This is a genomic window from Bariatricus sp. HCP28S3_A4 (genome assembly GCF_052066395.1).
Lineage (GTDB): Bacteria > Bacillota > Clostridia > Lachnospirales > Lachnospiraceae > Allocoprococcus.
In genome coordinates, this window is record NZ_JBQHSE010000004.1 from 153,725 (window position 1) to 168,529 (window position 14,805).

The window sequence follows — 14,805 nt, forward strand, 5'->3', positions numbered from 1 at the left end:
CTTCTCGATTGGAAATCAAGCCTTTCCATATAAAATAATTTTGCCTGTATTTCACGCCGATCTATCGGCTGAAGATTCCCCGGCTACAGTTCTCGATCCGCGATAATACGTCCTTTTTTCAGATTTGGCTCGATAAAATTCTTCCGCGAGTAATCCCACAACTCCTCCGAACCTTCTGCCGTTCGTTCATTTCTCTTTAAAATCTGTGAAAGCTTCACCTGATGTTCTTCCCATGCTTTTCCGTCCGTCGCCGCATTCAACATGATTGGCTGAACGTTATCCATGGTTCTTGCGAATCTGGCTTCCGGTGTCTTTCTCTCTTCAAATTCTTCCCAGAGTTTTCTCAGCCGCTGTCCCTGATCCTTGGGGAGCAGTCCGAAAATGCGTTCCGCAGCTTTTTCCTCTCTTTCACTCTGGGTTGCCTTCGCGGCTTCATCATAGGCATAGGTATCCCCGGCATCAATCTCCACGATATCATGGATCAGAAGCATGGTAACTGTTTTCAGCACATCGATCGGCTCATTGGAATATTCACTAAGGAGAATCGTCATCAGTGCCATGTGCCATGCATGCTCTGCATCATTTTCCTTTCTGGCAGCGCCTGTGAGATAGGTCTGGCGGCCGATGAACTTTTCTTTGTCAATTTCACGGATAAAATCGAATTGTTGATCCAGGCGGGATTGTTCCGGGTGGGATGGGGTGATTTTTTTGGTATTCATAAGGGGAACTCCTTTCTTTTGGGGGTGGGACATTCGAAAGGCGCCCTGTCGGGCTGTTTCGAATGGAAGTTTGTGGGGTGTGTCGTTTTGTTTTTTGATAATACCCACGGATTGTTCCGCACTTCGTGCTCCCACAATCCTCCAATCATTCGAAATCCGCCCTGACGGGCTGTTTCGAATGGAAGTTTGTGGGAGTGTATCGTTTTGTTTTTTGATAATACCTACGGATTGTTCCGCACTTCGTGCTCCCACATCTTCGCTCCGCTTCGGTCGGCGCTATACGGATGTCCACTGGACATCCAGTGCCCTCCAATCATTCGAAATCCGCCCTGTCGGGCTACTTTCTCATGATTGAGCGGGCATCAAGGACATGAGTTTTCATGCGAGCATGAAACTCATGTCTTTGATGCCCTGGTATTATCAAAAAACCCCGCAGATTTCTCCGCGGGGCTTCCCTCTTCTCTCTCAAGCGTTAAGCAAATCGTCTTATCTTATGCAAGTGCTTTCTTTGCTACGTCAGCGATTGCTGCAAATCCTGCTGCATCGTTAACTGCGAGCTCAGCAAGCATCTTTCTGTTCATGTCAACACCAGCTACTTTTAAGCCGTGCATTAACTTGCTGTATGATAAACCATTGATTCTTGCAGCAGCGTTGATACGTGCAATCCATAACTGACGCATCTGACGCTTTCTCTGCTTTCTTCCAGCGTAGGAAGATGTAAGAGCTCTCATAACAGACTGTTTTGCAACTCTGTACTGTTTAGAACGTGCTCCTCTGTATCCTTTCGCTAATTTTAAAGTTCTATTATGTTTCTTTTTAGCGTTCATGCCGCCTTTAATTCTTGCCATTTCTTACTCCTCCTTCTATCGTTAACCCTATCTTAGAGATATGGTAATACTTTCTTCATGTTCTTTACGTTAGTAGCATCTGTGATAGTTGACTGTCTAAGATTTCTTTTTCTCTTTGTAGATTTCTTAGTTAAGATATGGCTCTTGTAAGCTTTATTTCTTTTTAACTTACCTGTTGCAGTTTTTTTGAAGCGCTTTGCAGCTGCTCTATTTGTTTTAATTTTTGGCATGATGATTTCCTCCTTAATATAAAATGTTTATTTTTAACGTTTTTCAGTTAAAACCATGCTCAGACTTCTGCCTTCCAGTTTGGCCGGTTTTTCAACAACAGCAACATCTTTCAGCATATCTGCAAAATCATCAAGGATATGTTTACTCTGCTGCATATGGGCCATTTCTCTACCTCTGAAGCGAAGTGTAACTTTGACTTTATTACCTTTCAAAATGAACTTCTTCGCATTATTCATCTTGGTATTCATATCATTCGTATCAATATTCGGTGAAAGACGCACTTCTTTAACTTCGACAGTCCTTTGCTTTTTCTTTGCTTCTTTTTCTTTTCTCGCCTGTTCGTAGCGGTATTTACCATAATCGATGATCTTACATACAGGCGGCTTTGCTGTCGGAGCGATCTTAACCAGATCGAGTTCCGCTTCCTGTGCCAGCTTCATTGCTTCCTTTGCTGACATAATTCCTAATTGTTCCCCACTCTCGCTAACGACACGCACCTCTCTGTCGCGGATTTGTTCGTTGATCATTAAATCGCTAATTGTTGTGCACCTCCATAAATAAAAATAAGTGAATAGTTCTCAGACCATCCACTTCTCATTGCACAAAACACCCTTTCACGGTATACTGTCATCGATATCAAACCATTAGTCGCTCGATTGCGCTAAGGTGAGAGTGGACACTCTGCTTTCTTTTTCGCTTCACGCAAATATTAATCTAACACATTTCTTATCCCGTGTCAACAGTTATTTCTTTATTTTTGTTTGTTTATTAATTTCCTCAATATAACCATAAAATAATTGATTTATTTCCATCATCATGTCATAATCATACTACTTGCATATCATACAAGGAGGTTTTTCATGCAAACAAGAAGTAATTTTTCCAACAAACTGGGATTTGTTCTGGCCGCTGCCGGTTCTGCGGTAGGACTCGGCAACATCTGGCGTTTCCCATATCTGGCTGCCAAATATGGAGGAGGCAGCTTTCTTCTGGTCTATTTGATTCTTACAGTCACATTCGGCTTCACGCTCATGATCGCCGAGACTGCGCTTGGACGTAAGACCGGGCTGAGCGCCATCGGCGCATTTCAGGCACTTGACAGGCGTTTCGGATTTTTGGGGATCCTCGCTTCTATCGTGCCGGTCATTATTTTTCCTTATTATTCTGTCATCGGCGGATGGGTGACCAAATACCTTTTTACGTTTCTTTCCGGTGAGATAACGGCTGCTGCGGACAATAATTATTTTCCGGATTTTATCGGCGAAACCGGCGGTCCGATCGTGTGGTTCAGTATTTTTTTACTTGCGACCTCAGTTATCGTCATGCTGGGTGTCGAAAAAGGGATCGAGAAAGTGAGCAAAGTCATGATGCCTGTCCTCATCATCCTGACACTGTTTATCGCAGTTTATTCCTGTACGATTGACGGTGCCATGGAAGGGGTCGCTTATTATCTGAAGCCGAGCCTGCAGCATTTTTCTGTCAAAGCAATCCTCGCTGCCATGGGACAGATGTTTTATTCTATGTCACTTGCTATGGGGATCATGGTCACTTATGGTTCTTATATGAAGAAAGAAAATCATCTGGAAAGTGCCGTCCGTCAGATTGAGATTTTTGACACGGGAATTGCTTTTCTGGCCGGACTGATGATCGTTCCGGCTGTGTTCGCTTTTTCCGGCGGTGACAGCTCTGCGCTCAGCGCCGGGCCGGGACTGATGTTCATCACGCTTCCGAAAGTATTTAACAGCATGCCTATGGGGCAATTGGTCGGAGCTGTTTTCTTCCTGCTGGTACTTTTAGCGGCACTCACATCTGCCATTTCCCTGATGGAAACGATCGTCTCCATTATCATGGACCGTTTTCATCTGAACCGTACCGCGTCCAGCCTGATCGTGACTGCTTTTTCCTTTGCGCTGGGCATTCCCTCCTCTCTGGGATTCGGCAGGCTGAAGCACATTTCCCTGGGTGGAATGTCGATCCTCGATATGATGGATTTCATAAGCAACAGTATTCTGATGCCGATTGTCGCAATTCTTACCTGTCTGTTCGTCGGTTTTATCATAAAACCGAAAACGATCGTCGACGAAGTGAAAGAAACAGATGGGACATTTAAATCCGAAAAAATGTTTTCGTTCATGATTAAATGGATTGCACCATGGTTTCTGGCTGCAATTTTCGTAAGCTCGATTGCAAGTGCTCTGGGGATTCTCGCGCTGTAGATCCTGCACTTTAGTTGCAACTCTTTCATGGAAACAGAAAAACGGATATTTTTCATTTTAGAAGAACAGAGGGGCGTAACCTGTCAGCAGGTCACGCCCCTTATTTTCATGATTCTTTCTAAATTTATCTCTTTTCTCCCATACAGAACACTGCCACCACGCCCGGGCCGGTATGGCTTCCGATCACGCTTCCGATGCAGTTGATCAGGATATTCTCGATCCCCATCTTCTCTCTGACCAGCTTTGCCACATACTGGGCATCCTCTTCGCAGTCGCCATGGGTGATCATGATGATATCATTCTCCCATCCTTTGGACTGCTCCACTGCCATGTTCACAATATGCTGAAGTGCTTTTTTGCGTCCTCGCTGTTTTCCGATCACCTGAAGCTCTCCGTTGTCATTCATATGAATGATCGGCTTGATCTGGATCATCGTTCCCATGATAGCCGCCGTTTTGGACACTCTTCCGCCTCTGTGAAGGTGGTTCAGGTCATCGATCGCGACATTATGGCAAATGTGCAGTTTGTTTTCTTCGGTCCATTTTGCCACTTCTTCCAGGCTCTTTCCGGCGCGCTTTAACTGGACTGCTTTATAAACCAGAAGTCCTTCTCCTAAGCAGGCGCACAAGGAATCCACCGTAATGATCTTACGCTCCGGGTATTCCTCCATCAGTTCTTCAGCAGCCATCCGGATACTGTTAAATGTTCCGCTGAGTGCAGAAGAAAATCCGATAAACAGAATGTCCTTTTCTTCCTTCACATACGGTTCCAGTGCTTTTTTTGCCTGCTCCGGATTCACCTGGGAAGTGGTCGGAAGAGAACCGGCTCTAATTTTGTCAAAGAATTCTTTTCCGCTGAGCCCGCTCATATCTTCATACGTAACGCCATCCATAATGTAGGACAACGGAATATAAGGCACCTGCAGCTCTTCTATCAGATACTCTTTTGGTAAATCTACCGTACTGTCTGTCATAATTATATATTCACTCATTTGAAACCCTCCTGTAATACTATCTTGTTTCATTTGTTTCCCAGTTCTTCAGAACTTTCCTGATTGTAATTGTAAAAAGAACGATCGTCGTAAGTACCGAAAGGATATCTGCCACCGGTTCTGCATAATATACGCCCATAACACCGAAAAACCGCGGCAGGATCATAGCCAGCGGGATCAAAAGGATCACTTTACGCAAAAGAGCGATAAACAATGAAGCTTTTGCCTGTCCCAGGGCGATAAATGTAGTTTGACATGCCATCTGTATCCCGAACAATGTCGTTCCGAGGAAATAGACCGGCATAACCTGATTGGTAACTGTAAGAAGCTCTTCTTTATTCGTAAAAAGCCCACTGAACACCTGCGGGTGCAGGATGGCAATCCCACTCATCACCAGTGTCACCGTCAGGCAGATCGTCACCATACGTTTAAAGGTGCCGAGTACCCGTTCTTTATTGCCTGCTCCATAATTATAGCTGATGATCGGCTGCATTCCCTGATTCAGTCCCTGTACCGGAACAGAGATCAGCTGCATGACACTGGTCAGGATCGACATGGAGCCCACATAAAGGTCACCTCCATAAATCTTCAGCCTGCTGTTCAGTGTAATCATCACCAGCGATTCGGTACTCTGCATGATAAAGGGCGAAATGCCGAGTGCTGCAATATGGCGGATCATTCTTCCGTCCAGCCGTACATAGTCTTTGCGAATGCGGACCACACTCTTTTTAGAAGTCAGGAATCTGACAACCCATACTGCGCTCGCCGCCTGTGAAAGGATTGTTGCAAATGCCGCACCCCTGACTCCCATTTTCAAAACGAAAATAAAAATCGGATCCAGGATAATATTGATCACTGCTCCGATGAGGACCGACAGCATCGCTGTCCTTGCATTCCCCTGTCCACTGATAAACGTATTCAGTCCCAGCGCAAACTGTACAAATATCGTTCCCAGAAGGTAAATGGTAATGTACTCGCTGGCATAAGTAATGGTATTTTCCGTCGCGCCGAACATATAAAGCACCGGCGTCTTCACGATCAGGAAAATAACCGTAAGCGCGATCGAGAACGTAATAAGAAGTGCCGTACAAGTCCCCAGAATCTTTTCTGCCTGCTCGTAATTCTTCTTGCCGAGTTCAATTGAAGCAAGCGGTGCACCTCCCATACCTGCAAATGCACTGAACGCCGAGATAATCATAATAATCGGGAACGTCACTCCCACACCTGTCAGCGCCATATCGCCGTACCCTTCAATATGACCAATGTAAATCCGGTCAATGATATTATAGAGTACATTAATCAGCTGGGCCGCAACCGCCGGAAGCGCGAGACTTACAATCAACCTTCCAAGCGGCTCCGTGCCCAGCCTTTCATCCTGTTTTTTCTCCATATTATAACCTGCTTTCTCATAATTTCAACAGATAGATTATAATATGCTTTTCCTTTTTTCACAAGCGTTCCCAGATCATCTTAAGATTCTTTTTACAGTTTTTGTAAAAAATAATCTCTCATTTAAGGTAGTTTGACATTCAAATAACTTTTTCCAGACAGTGTTTTATTGACACAGATACACCAGATTACGATCACGCATCCGATAACAAATCCAACCAGATTAAAGACTGCGGTCAGAATCAGAAGCAATAGACGCATGAATTTGAGTGCGTAACCCAGTTCAAAATTCGGCTGTGTGTAATTGGCAACGGAAACAAACGCCATGTAAAGCATCACTTCGGAGTTGAACCATCCTGATTGCACCGAAAACTCGCCCATAACAATACCTGCGATCACACTGAGCGGCGTACTTAACATGCTTGGCGTATTCAACGCAGCAAGACGTAATCCGTCGATCGCCAGTTCCAGGATAAGGATCTGGTAAATCAGCGGGACATTGACCGTATCCCTTACAACGACGAAATCAAAAGCCTTCGGCACCCACTGAGGGTTCTGCATCAACAGAAGAAAAAGCGGCACCACGAAGATGGTCAGCACGGTGATGATCGCTCTGGAGACCTTCAAATAAATATTTGTAATGGGCGGGAAATAGTGATCATTCGCCTCCTCGATCATATCAAAGATCGAAGTCGGAACAACCAGCGCAGACGGCGAATTGTCAACCAGAAGAATAATCTTCCCCTCCAGAAGGCAGGCTGCAGCTGTGTCGGGACGCTCTGTAAATTTGAACTTCGGAAAAGGATTGAACCATTTCCTCTTGAACAGTGCTTCCGCCAGACTCTGCTGATTCATGCGAAGATCATCCACATGAATATCCGCAAGCTTCTTCCGGATATTCTGGAGCATTTCCTGATCCACCCGATCCGCCATGTAGCAAATCGCTACATCCGTTCGGGTGCTTTTGCCCACTTCAGACATTTCCATGATCAGATTCTCATCCCGGATCCTGCGCCGCATCAACGCTGTGTTGAACACGATCGTTTCCACGAATCCGTCTCTTGATCCACGCAGGGATTTGTCTTTCTCCGGCTCTTCCACGCTCCTGGCCGGATAGGTTCTGCAGTCGATCGCAACGCACGCCTCATAACCTTCAATAAAAAGACAGGTCACCCCCGACAGGATATTTTTCACGATCTCATCAAAATTTCCAAGGATGTCTACCTCCACATAAGGCACATTTTTCTCTGCAAATGCGGTTGCATCATCGGGCATATCTTCCGGCTTGATATGAAAAAATGAATCCATGATTTTCAGCATCGATTCATCTTTTGTAAAACCGTCAATAAAATAGAACGTTCCTTTCCGTCCTCCGATTTCCATAGTCCGTTGTATGATGTCAAAGCTCTCCTGCACGGGAAGAATGCCGGATATCTTTCGGATATTATCCTCCAGTTTTTTACTTACCTCTAAATCTTCCATATTGAAATTCCTCCATATGGAATCATTCTTCCCGTCAGAAGGTGAAATTATACGATATTTTCTCTATTTTACAGCCGCTCCAGATCCTTCATCCATACTGCGGCACAGGCGTCACTCGGCATACGCCAGTCTCCTCTCGGTGAAAGTGCCACCGTACCGATCTTCGGTCCGTCTGGAAGACAGGATCGTTTAAACTGCTGTGCAAAGAACCGTTTGTAGAACGTCTTCAGCCATTTCAGTATGATCTCGTCCTCATACACACCCGCAAAAGCCAGCTTTGCCAGCCGGTAAATCTTGGACGGTTCAAATCCGAATCGCAATACATAGTAGAGATAAAAATCATGCAGCTCATACGGACCCACCAGATCTTCCGTCTTCTGCGCGATCTCTCCGTCTTTCGGCGGCAGAAGTTCCGGGCTGACCGGTGTATCCAGCACATCCAGAAGCACTGCCTTTAATTCCTCATCCCGGCAGGTATCCGCATAATACTGTACCAGATGCCGCACGAGCGTCTTCGGCACAGAAGCGTTGACTCCGTACATGGACATATGATCGCCATTATAGGTAGCCCATCCGAGTGCCAACTCCGACATGTCTCCGGTACCGATAACCATCCCCCATTCCTGATTGGCAATGTCCATCAGAACCTGGGTTCTCTCCCTTGCCTGAGAATTTTCATAGGTCACATCATGCACCTCTTCATCGTGCCCGATATCCCGGAAATGGGTCTGCACCGCATCCGCGATCCGCACTTCTTTTAATGTTGCTCCCAGCTTCACTGACATCCGGCATGCATTTTGATAAGTTCTGTCGGTCGTGCCAAAGCAGGGCATCGTCACCGCAATGATATCCTCCCTTTTCTTCCCCGCCATGTCAAATGCCTTGGCAGTCACCAGAAGTGCCAGCGTTGAATCCAATCCTCCGGAAATTCCCACAACTGCCGTTCTGGAATTGGTGTGTACAAGCCGCTTCTTCAGCCCCATCGCCTGGATCATCAGAATTTCCTCACAGCGCCGGTCTCTCTCAGACTGATTCTGCGGCACAAACGGCGCCGGAGAAAATTCTCTGGTGAGATCCGTCTCTTCCACCGGAATCGTAAATAGAATCCTTGGCAGGATCCGCTCTTCCTTCGTCAGGAAGGTAGTATTCTTTCTGCGCTCACTTAAAAGCCTGCAGATATCGATTTCACTTAGGATCATTTCATTCGCAAAACGTCTTGCTTCTTTTAAAATCGTTCCGTTTTCCGCGATGATATTGTGGCCGCCGAACACAACATCGGTCGTCGACTCACCATCCCCCGCATTGGCATAGACATACCCTGCGATCAGACGTGCGGACTGTCCTTTAATCAATTCCTCCCGGTAACTGTCCTTGCCGATGGTCTCATCACTTGCCGAACAGTTGACCAGGATCACCGCTCCTTCCCTTGCCGCATCAATACTCGGTGGAATCGGTGACCAGACGTCCTCACAGATTTCCGCGGATACAACAAGCTCCTTCATCTCCGCTGCCTGGTAAAGGATCTGCGGTCCGAACGGAATTTCCTTCCCACCAAACGAAATCATCCGTACTTTCTTTGGTCCCGGACGGAACTGACGCATCTCATAGAATTCTCCGTAGTTTGGAAGAAACGACTTAGTCGTAAATCCCAGGATTTCCCCGTTATTAAGCGCTGCAGCCACATTATAGAGCTCCCCGTCCACCGAAAGCGGCATTCCTACAAATACAAGACTGTTTCCTTCCTTCGTTTCTTTTGCAATGAACTGAATTGCTTTTTCAGATTCTTTTAGAAGAATATCCTGTGTAAACAGATCGCTGCAGGTATAACCGGTAAGGCAGAGCTCCGGAAATACAATGATCTTCGCACCTTCCTGCTCGGCCTCTTTAATCTTCCTGCGAACTTCCTCACAGTTATGCCACACATCCGCCACCCGGATATCCGGCGTCACTGCCGCCACTTTGATAAATCCATGCTTCATGTCTTTTCTCCTATCTCTTTGCGTGCTTCAGAATCTCCTTCAGTTCTTCCACACTGAACTTATATGCCGTGTTGCAGAAATGGCATTTTACCTCCACTTCTTTTCCTTCATCGATCATACTCTGAATGTCCTTTTTCCCGATGCTGATGATTGCCTTTTCAATTCGCTCATGCGAACAATTACAGAAGAAATTTGCCGGGATGGTATCGGTGATCTCGATGTCCAGCCCTTCAAGGACCCGTTCCAGCATCTGTTCCGGTGTATGGCCGTCATCCAGCATCTGTGTCACAGATGAGATTTTCTGAATATTTTCTTCCAGACGGCTGAGCACCTCATCTGTCACAAACGGCATCACCTGCACAATAAACCCACCGGCGCAGTGCACCGTATTGTCTTTGTTCATCAGCACACCAAGTCCTACGGAAGATGGCACCTGCTCACTGGTCGCAAAATAATAGGTCAGATCCTCCGCGATCTCGCTGGTCTGAAGGATTGTCTGACCCACATAGGGTTCCTTCATTCCCATATCTTTAATCACATTCAAAAGACCGATTCCCACCGCTCCGCCTACATCCAGCTTCCCGTTCTTCGGCGGCAACATGGCATCCGGATTTTCCACAAATCCTTTCACATTCGCTTTTGCATCTGCGGTGACGGTGATGCCCCCAAGCGGCCCATCTCCCTTGATCTGCAGCGTCAGAACATCCGTGTCATTCTTCATCATACTTCCCATCATAGCGCCTGCCGTAAGAAGACGCCCAAGAGCAGCCGTTGCCACCGGGCTGGTATTATGGCGCCTTCTCGCCTCCTCGACCAGATTTCCCGTCGTCGCTGCGAATGCACGCACCTGCCCATCTCCTGCTGTTGCTCTTACAATATAATCCTTCATATTTTAACTCTCCTGTCTGTATATTTTTCCACAAAACCAGAAATTTATTTCTTGATTTTCCCTTTTTCTCTTGCAATCACATAGATTCTTTCGCTGTCTTCCTTCGGCGCTTCGCGGGTAAATGCGTCATAGGCCGTCACAAACTCCAACCCCGAATCTTTGATCATGCGTATCATCTCATCCAGTGTATAGCCTCTCTGAAAATGTGTCTCCTCGTATCTGCGGAACAGATTCTCTTTCTCACGGATAAAAATACTCAGCTCGTACTCATTGATCCGTTCTTCTTCATAGTAATAATTATCCCAGATGAAACTGCAGTCTTCGCGATTTTCAGCGATCGTCCGGTCTCCCAAAATCTCACGGTATTTATATAGCGTATTAAAATCAAAAATAAACACGCCGCCCGGGTCCAGATAATTATTTACCAGACGGAACACCTCCGTAAGATCTTCTTCCTCATCGATGTAATTCACCGAATCACAGACACTTACCACTGCGCGCACCGTGCCGTAAAGCTCGAATTCACGCATATCCTGCAGAAGATACAAGATATCATGGCCGGATTTTTCCCGCTTCTCCATCGCGATCTCCAGCATTTCCTCTGCATTATCCACGCCGATCATATCATACCCTTCCTTAGCCAGAAGCTCCGTCATATTTCCGGTCCCGCATCCAAGATCAAGAACCAGACCGTCGTTCACACCGTACTCATTTAAAAGCCCTGTCAGGTATACCGCCCACTCTTCGTATGGAATATTGTCCATGAAGGTATCGTAAACGCGGGCAAAACTTGTATATGTATCCATAAATCTTATCTCCCGTCTAAATAGCCCTTTTCACTCCCTATATTGTATCCTTTGGAACGCACTTTGACAACCCAATTTTTTGCCGCATACGAAAGTCCTTGCAAAAGTCTATTCACCGGCTATTTGCAGTCACACTCCTTTCTTTGCTCTTTCATATCCAGGATTCTCAGATAATGATTTGCCTCTCTCAGGATGTGTTCAATCAAAAGCGGATTATTCTTTTTTAATTTGCTTCCAAAATATTTGACTTGACATCTATTCCTAAAAACTGCTATCATGTTTTATGTCGTGTGGCCATAAAAGGTGTAAATCCAGATTGCTGGATTTACACCTTTTTTCTTTTGCGAAACTGTGATGCAACCGCGCACACCGGCCATACACATAATACAGGTTATGGTAGCTTTCCTGGTGTGCTGACACGTTGATATCTGATAAAACTTCGTAGAATCATTTCCCATCGTCAAGGAGCTTTGTCTAAATATCAATGCGTCAGTGTACTAATTAAAAAAAGTCTCCTAAAAAACACGAAGGAGGTTCATATGAGCGAAGAACTATCTATGAACAAATTAGGAACGATGAAAATCAGCAAGCTGATGCTGTCAATGGGGATTCCAATGATACTTTCTATGATGCTCCAGGCGGTTTATAATATCGTTGACAGCGCTTTCGTTTCCAACATGCCCGTAAATGGAGAAATGGCACTAAACGCACTGACTCTTGCTTTCCCGGTGCAGATGCTGATGGTGGCAATCGGAATCGGCACCGGAGTCGGCACCAATGCCCTTCTTTCCAAAAGTATTGGGCAGGGTGATTACAAAAAGGCAAGCAAAGTAGCGGGAAATTCTCTGTTTCTGGGATTCGTCATTTATATTCTGTTTCTATTATTTGGAATTTTCGGCGTCGGCGTTTACGCTTCCAGTCAGACTTCGAATCCGGAAATCAAAGAAATGGTGGTCACTTACCTCAGAATCTGCTGTATCGCTTCGATGGGAATCGTATTTTTTTCAATTTTTGAGAAACTACTGCAGGCTGCGGGGCATTCTATGTATTCGACCATTGCACAGATTGCAGGGGCTGTCATTAATATCGTGCTTGACCCTGTGCTGATCTATGGGCTTTTTGGTATTTCCGCACTGGGAGTTGCAGGTGCTGCGTACGCGACTATTCTCGGTCAGATTGCATCCGCCCTTTTAGGACTCATTTTCCATCTGACTCAGAACAAAGAGATTACAAACGGTCTGAAATATATGAAGCCGAGTCCACGGATCATCAAAGCAATCTATTCCATCGGTCTTCCGGCCATTATCGCGCAGGCGCTGATGTCTGTCATGACCTACGGAATGAACATTATTCTCGGAAGCATCAGCGAGTCTGCTGTTACAGCCTATGGTCTGTACTATAAAGTACAACAGTTTATTCTCTTTGCGGCCTTCGGTCTCAGAGATGCGATCACGCCGATCGTTTCTTTCAACCATGGTATGCGCAGTAAACGCCGTGTAAAAGAAGGGGTCAAATACGGAATGCTCTACACAATCTTGATCATGATCATCGGACTTGCAGCGATCGAGCTGCTCGCCGTACCGTTTTCATCCCTTTTCGGATTATCCGGAACCACACAGGATATCTGCATCAGCGCGATGAGAATCATCTCACTCAGTTTTATTTTCGCAGGAATGAACATCGCTTATCAGGGAATCTTCCAGGCCCTGGACAGTGGATTGGAATCCTTGATTATTTCTGTACTGAGACAATTTTTATTTGTATTGCCGGTTGCCTGGGTATTTTCCTTATTTGCAAGAGAATCACCCGATCTGATCTGGACCGTGTGGCTGACATTTATCATCGCCGAGACATTATCCTGCATCATCGCAACCGTTTTTATGAAAAGAATCAACCATAACGTCATTTCAAAACTGGAGGGATAAACCTATGAAAACGATCATCACAATCAGCCGCGAGTTCGGAAGCGGCGGGCGTTTCATCGGAGAAACGCTGGCAAAGGAACTGAATTTTACATTCTATGACAAGAATATCATCGAACAGGTGGCAAAAGAAACTGGATTTTCCAAAGAATACATCGCCGAGCGCGGGGAATATGCTCCGACCCACAACCGTTTTTCTTATGCATTCGTTGGAAGAAATGCACAAGGCGGCTCTGTAGATGATTATATTTACCAGAAACAGCGCAATATTATCCGCGATATTGCAGAAAAAGGAAACTGTGTCATCGTCGGAAGATGTGCCGACTATATCTTACAGGACAGAACCGACGTGCTGAATGTATTTATCCACGGAAATGAAGAAGAAAAATGCCAGCGAATCATGAAACTCTATGAGAAATCAAGAAAAGAAGCGCTTGCCATGATGAAGGATACGGACAAGAAAAGATCGATCAACTACGCCTACCATACAGAGCAAAAATGGGGAGATACACGCAACTATGCCTTATGCATGAACAGCAGTATCCTCGGATATGAAACCTGTATGGAACTCATAAAAAAAAGTATGGAATAAATCCATACTCCTGCACATCCCAGATCGCCTCCAAGCGCCAGAAGCGCGAACATCGCAGTTCCACCCTTCGGAAACGCCGCGGATGCTTTGCTGAAGGTTCCGGGCCAAATCATAAATCGGTCCAGATTGATGCGGTCACTGTCTTATTATATTGATTTTTCATACTGTGCTTCATCTTTTCCTCTGCTTTTACAAAAGATTCTCGATATTTTTCCTGATCTTCTCAGAAACTTCCCGGAAAACTCTCAATTCTTCCTCCGAGATTCCTTCCAGAATCTTCTGGTTCATCTCCTCTCTTCTTTTCGTCATCTCAACCACGATCTCTCTGGCAGAATCCGAAATCTTATAATGAACATATCGCCGGTCATTCGTATCCGGAATCGCAATGATATAACGGCGCCTGCAGAGGCTGTCGACCGCCTGGGAAATGTGGCCTCTGTTCATCAGCAGCTGCTGATGAATGTCGGTAGAAGTATCATGCATCCCACTATGAGAGAGAAAATATAAAATTTCCAGTTCCGCCTTTTTCATATCATATTTCTGACGCAGTTCAAGGCTCTGCTCTTCCAGCAGCTTCTTAAACTGCCCGCCTTTCAGAATCATCTCCATTTGAACATCCATTTTATCACCTGCTCCTATCCAAAATATTCCTACCAGAATTTTAGCACATTCTTTCCAATCCGTCATGGGTAAAATACATAATCCGTTGCTTAGATTACAAAAGGAACAGTGTCAAAACAC

The 14,805-nt window shown here is 45.6% G+C and carries 15 protein-coding genes; 3 read left to right on the plus strand and 12 right to left on the minus strand.

Annotated elements, in window-relative coordinates; all coding sequences use genetic code 11:
- Positions 1–83: 83 nt before the first annotated feature.
- The 4 genes from ACTNBF_RS03660 to infC all read right to left on the minus strand — a co-directional run bounded on the left by ACTNBF_RS03660 (position 84) and on the right by infC (position 2,325).
- Positions 84–719 (minus strand): HD domain-containing protein, encoded by a 636-nt coding sequence (locus ACTNBF_RS03660; protein ID WP_427819116.1) that lies wholly within the window; start codon positions 717–719, stop codon positions 84–86.
- Between the two features lie 491 nt (positions 720–1,210).
- Positions 1,211–1,567, minus strand: a complete 357-nt coding sequence (gene rplT, locus ACTNBF_RS03665; protein WP_427806455.1) for a 50S ribosomal protein L20 — start codon at positions 1,565–1,567, stop codon at positions 1,211–1,213.
- Positions 1,568–1,599: 32 nt separating this feature from the next.
- Complete coding sequence (rpmI, locus tag ACTNBF_RS03670) at positions 1,600–1,797, minus strand: 50S ribosomal protein L35 (protein WP_427806457.1); 198 nt, start codon at positions 1,795–1,797, stop codon at positions 1,600–1,602.
- Between the two features lie 33 nt (positions 1,798–1,830).
- Positions 1,831–2,325: a translation initiation factor IF-3 gene (infC, locus tag ACTNBF_RS03675; protein ID WP_427806458.1), complete on the minus strand. Its 495-nt coding sequence runs from the start codon at positions 2,323–2,325 to the stop codon at positions 1,831–1,833.
- Between the two features lie 333 nt (positions 2,326–2,658).
- Here infC and ACTNBF_RS03680 point away from each other — a divergent pair, with 333 nt between their 5' ends.
- Positions 2,659–4,014 (plus strand): sodium-dependent transporter, encoded by a 1,356-nt coding sequence (locus ACTNBF_RS03680; protein WP_441088777.1) that lies wholly within the window; start codon positions 2,659–2,661, stop codon positions 4,012–4,014.
- A gap of 124 nt (positions 4,015–4,138) precedes the next feature.
- Here the strand turns inward: ACTNBF_RS03680 and ACTNBF_RS03685 are convergent, their stop codons facing one another.
- The 7 genes from ACTNBF_RS03685 to ACTNBF_RS03715 form a co-directional block, all read right to left on the minus strand.
- Positions 4,139–5,005, minus strand: a complete 867-nt coding sequence (locus tag ACTNBF_RS03685) for a DegV family protein (protein WP_427806462.1) — start codon at positions 5,003–5,005, stop codon at positions 4,139–4,141.
- A 19-nt stretch (positions 5,006–5,024) separates the two neighbouring features.
- Positions 5,025–6,395, minus strand: coding sequence for an MATE family efflux transporter (locus ACTNBF_RS03690; protein WP_441015884.1), 1,371 nt, complete (start codon positions 6,393–6,395; stop codon positions 5,025–5,027).
- Between the two features lie 122 nt (positions 6,396–6,517).
- The gene (locus ACTNBF_RS03695; protein ID WP_427819113.1) at positions 6,518–7,876 is read right to left on the minus strand and encodes a spore germination protein; all 1,359 of its coding nucleotides are present in this window, start codon (positions 7,874–7,876) and stop codon (positions 6,518–6,520) included.
- A 68-nt stretch (positions 7,877–7,944) separates the two neighbouring features.
- Positions 7,945–9,855: an NAD(+) synthase gene (locus tag ACTNBF_RS03700; RefSeq protein WP_427806465.1), complete on the minus strand. Its 1,911-nt coding sequence runs from the start codon at positions 9,853–9,855 to the stop codon at positions 7,945–7,947.
- A gap of 10 nt (positions 9,856–9,865) precedes the next feature.
- Complete coding sequence (gene hslO / locus ACTNBF_RS03705) at positions 9,866–10,744, minus strand: Hsp33 family molecular chaperone HslO (protein ID WP_427806466.1); 879 nt, start codon at positions 10,742–10,744, stop codon at positions 9,866–9,868.
- Between the two features lie 44 nt (positions 10,745–10,788).
- Positions 10,789–11,550 carry a class I SAM-dependent DNA methyltransferase gene (locus tag ACTNBF_RS03710; RefSeq protein WP_441088778.1) on the minus strand — a complete coding sequence of 254 codons (762 nt, stop codon included), beginning with the start codon at positions 11,548–11,550 and terminating at the stop codon, positions 10,789–10,791.
- 119 nt (positions 11,551–11,669) lie between these two features.
- Positions 11,670–11,828, minus strand: coding sequence for a DUF2935 domain-containing protein (locus tag ACTNBF_RS03715; RefSeq protein WP_427806468.1), 159 nt, complete (start codon positions 11,826–11,828; stop codon positions 11,670–11,672).
- A 261-nt stretch (positions 11,829–12,089) separates the two neighbouring features.
- Here ACTNBF_RS03715 and ACTNBF_RS03720 point away from each other — a divergent pair, with 261 nt between their 5' ends.
- Both ACTNBF_RS03720 and ACTNBF_RS03725 read left to right on the plus strand, forming a co-directional pair.
- Positions 12,090–13,475, plus strand: coding sequence for an MATE family efflux transporter (locus tag ACTNBF_RS03720; protein ID WP_441088779.1), 1,386 nt, complete (start codon positions 12,090–12,092; stop codon positions 13,473–13,475).
- 4 nt (positions 13,476–13,479) lie between these two features.
- Positions 13,480–14,064: an AAA family ATPase gene (locus tag ACTNBF_RS03725; protein ID WP_441088780.1), complete on the plus strand. Its 585-nt coding sequence runs from the start codon at positions 13,480–13,482 to the stop codon at positions 14,062–14,064.
- 189 nt (positions 14,065–14,253) lie between these two features.
- On the opposite strand, the gene ACTNBF_RS03730 is transcribed toward ACTNBF_RS03725, so the two are convergent.
- Positions 14,254–14,751 (minus strand): MarR family winged helix-turn-helix transcriptional regulator, encoded by a 498-nt coding sequence (locus ACTNBF_RS03730; RefSeq protein WP_441088782.1) that lies wholly within the window; start codon positions 14,749–14,751, stop codon positions 14,254–14,256.
- Positions 14,752–14,805 lie beyond the last annotated feature (54 nt).

Bases quoted from the DNA above. Each gene is read 5' to 3' on its own strand.
- rplT (WP_427806455.1), bottom strand. From the start codon at position 1,567: ATGGCAAGAATTAAAGGCGGCATGAACGCTAAAAAGAAACATAATAGA.
- ACTNBF_RS03720 (WP_441088779.1), top strand. From the start codon at position 12,090: ATGAGCGAAGAACTATCTATGAACAAATTAGGAACGATGAAAATCAGC.
- infC (WP_427806458.1), bottom strand. From the start codon at position 2,325: ATGATCAACGAACAAATCCGCGACAGAGAGGTGCGTGTCGTTAGCGAG.
- ACTNBF_RS03730 (WP_441088782.1), bottom strand. From the start codon at position 14,751: ATGACGGATTGGAAAGAATGTGCTAAAATTCTGGTAGGAATATTTTGG.
- ACTNBF_RS03725 (WP_441088780.1), top strand. From the start codon at position 13,480: ATGAAAACGATCATCACAATCAGCCGCGAGTTCGGAAGCGGCGGGCGT.
- ACTNBF_RS03710 (WP_441088778.1), bottom strand. From the start codon at position 11,550: ATGGATACATATACAAGTTTTGCCCGCGTTTACGATACCTTCATGGAC.
- ACTNBF_RS03680 (WP_441088777.1), top strand. From the start codon at position 2,659: ATGCAAACAAGAAGTAATTTTTCCAACAAACTGGGATTTGTTCTGGCC.
- hslO (WP_427806466.1), bottom strand. From the start codon at position 10,744: ATGAAGGATTATATTGTAAGAGCAACAGCAGGAGATGGGCAGGTGCGT.
- ACTNBF_RS03685 (WP_427806462.1), bottom strand. From the start codon at position 5,005: ATGAGTGAATATATAATTATGACAGACAGTACGGTAGATTTACCAAAA.
- rpmI (WP_427806457.1), bottom strand. From the start codon at position 1,797: ATGCCAAAAATTAAAACAAATAGAGCAGCTGCAAAGCGCTTCAAAAAA.
- ACTNBF_RS03660 (WP_427819116.1), bottom strand. From the start codon at position 719: ATGAATACCAAAAAAATCACCCCATCCCACCCGGAACAATCCCGCCTG.
- ACTNBF_RS03695 (WP_427819113.1), bottom strand. From the start codon at position 7,876: ATGGAAGATTTAGAGGTAAGTAAAAAACTGGAGGATAATATCCGAAAG.
- ACTNBF_RS03690 (WP_441015884.1), bottom strand. From the start codon at position 6,395: ATGGAGAAAAAACAGGATGAAAGGCTGGGCACGGAGCCGCTTGGAAGG.
- ACTNBF_RS03715 (WP_427806468.1), bottom strand. From the start codon at position 11,828: ATGATAGCAGTTTTTAGGAATAGATGTCAAGTCAAATATTTTGGAAGC.
- ACTNBF_RS03700 (WP_427806465.1), bottom strand. From the start codon at position 9,855: ATGAAGCATGGATTTATCAAAGTGGCGGCAGTGACGCCGGATATCCGG.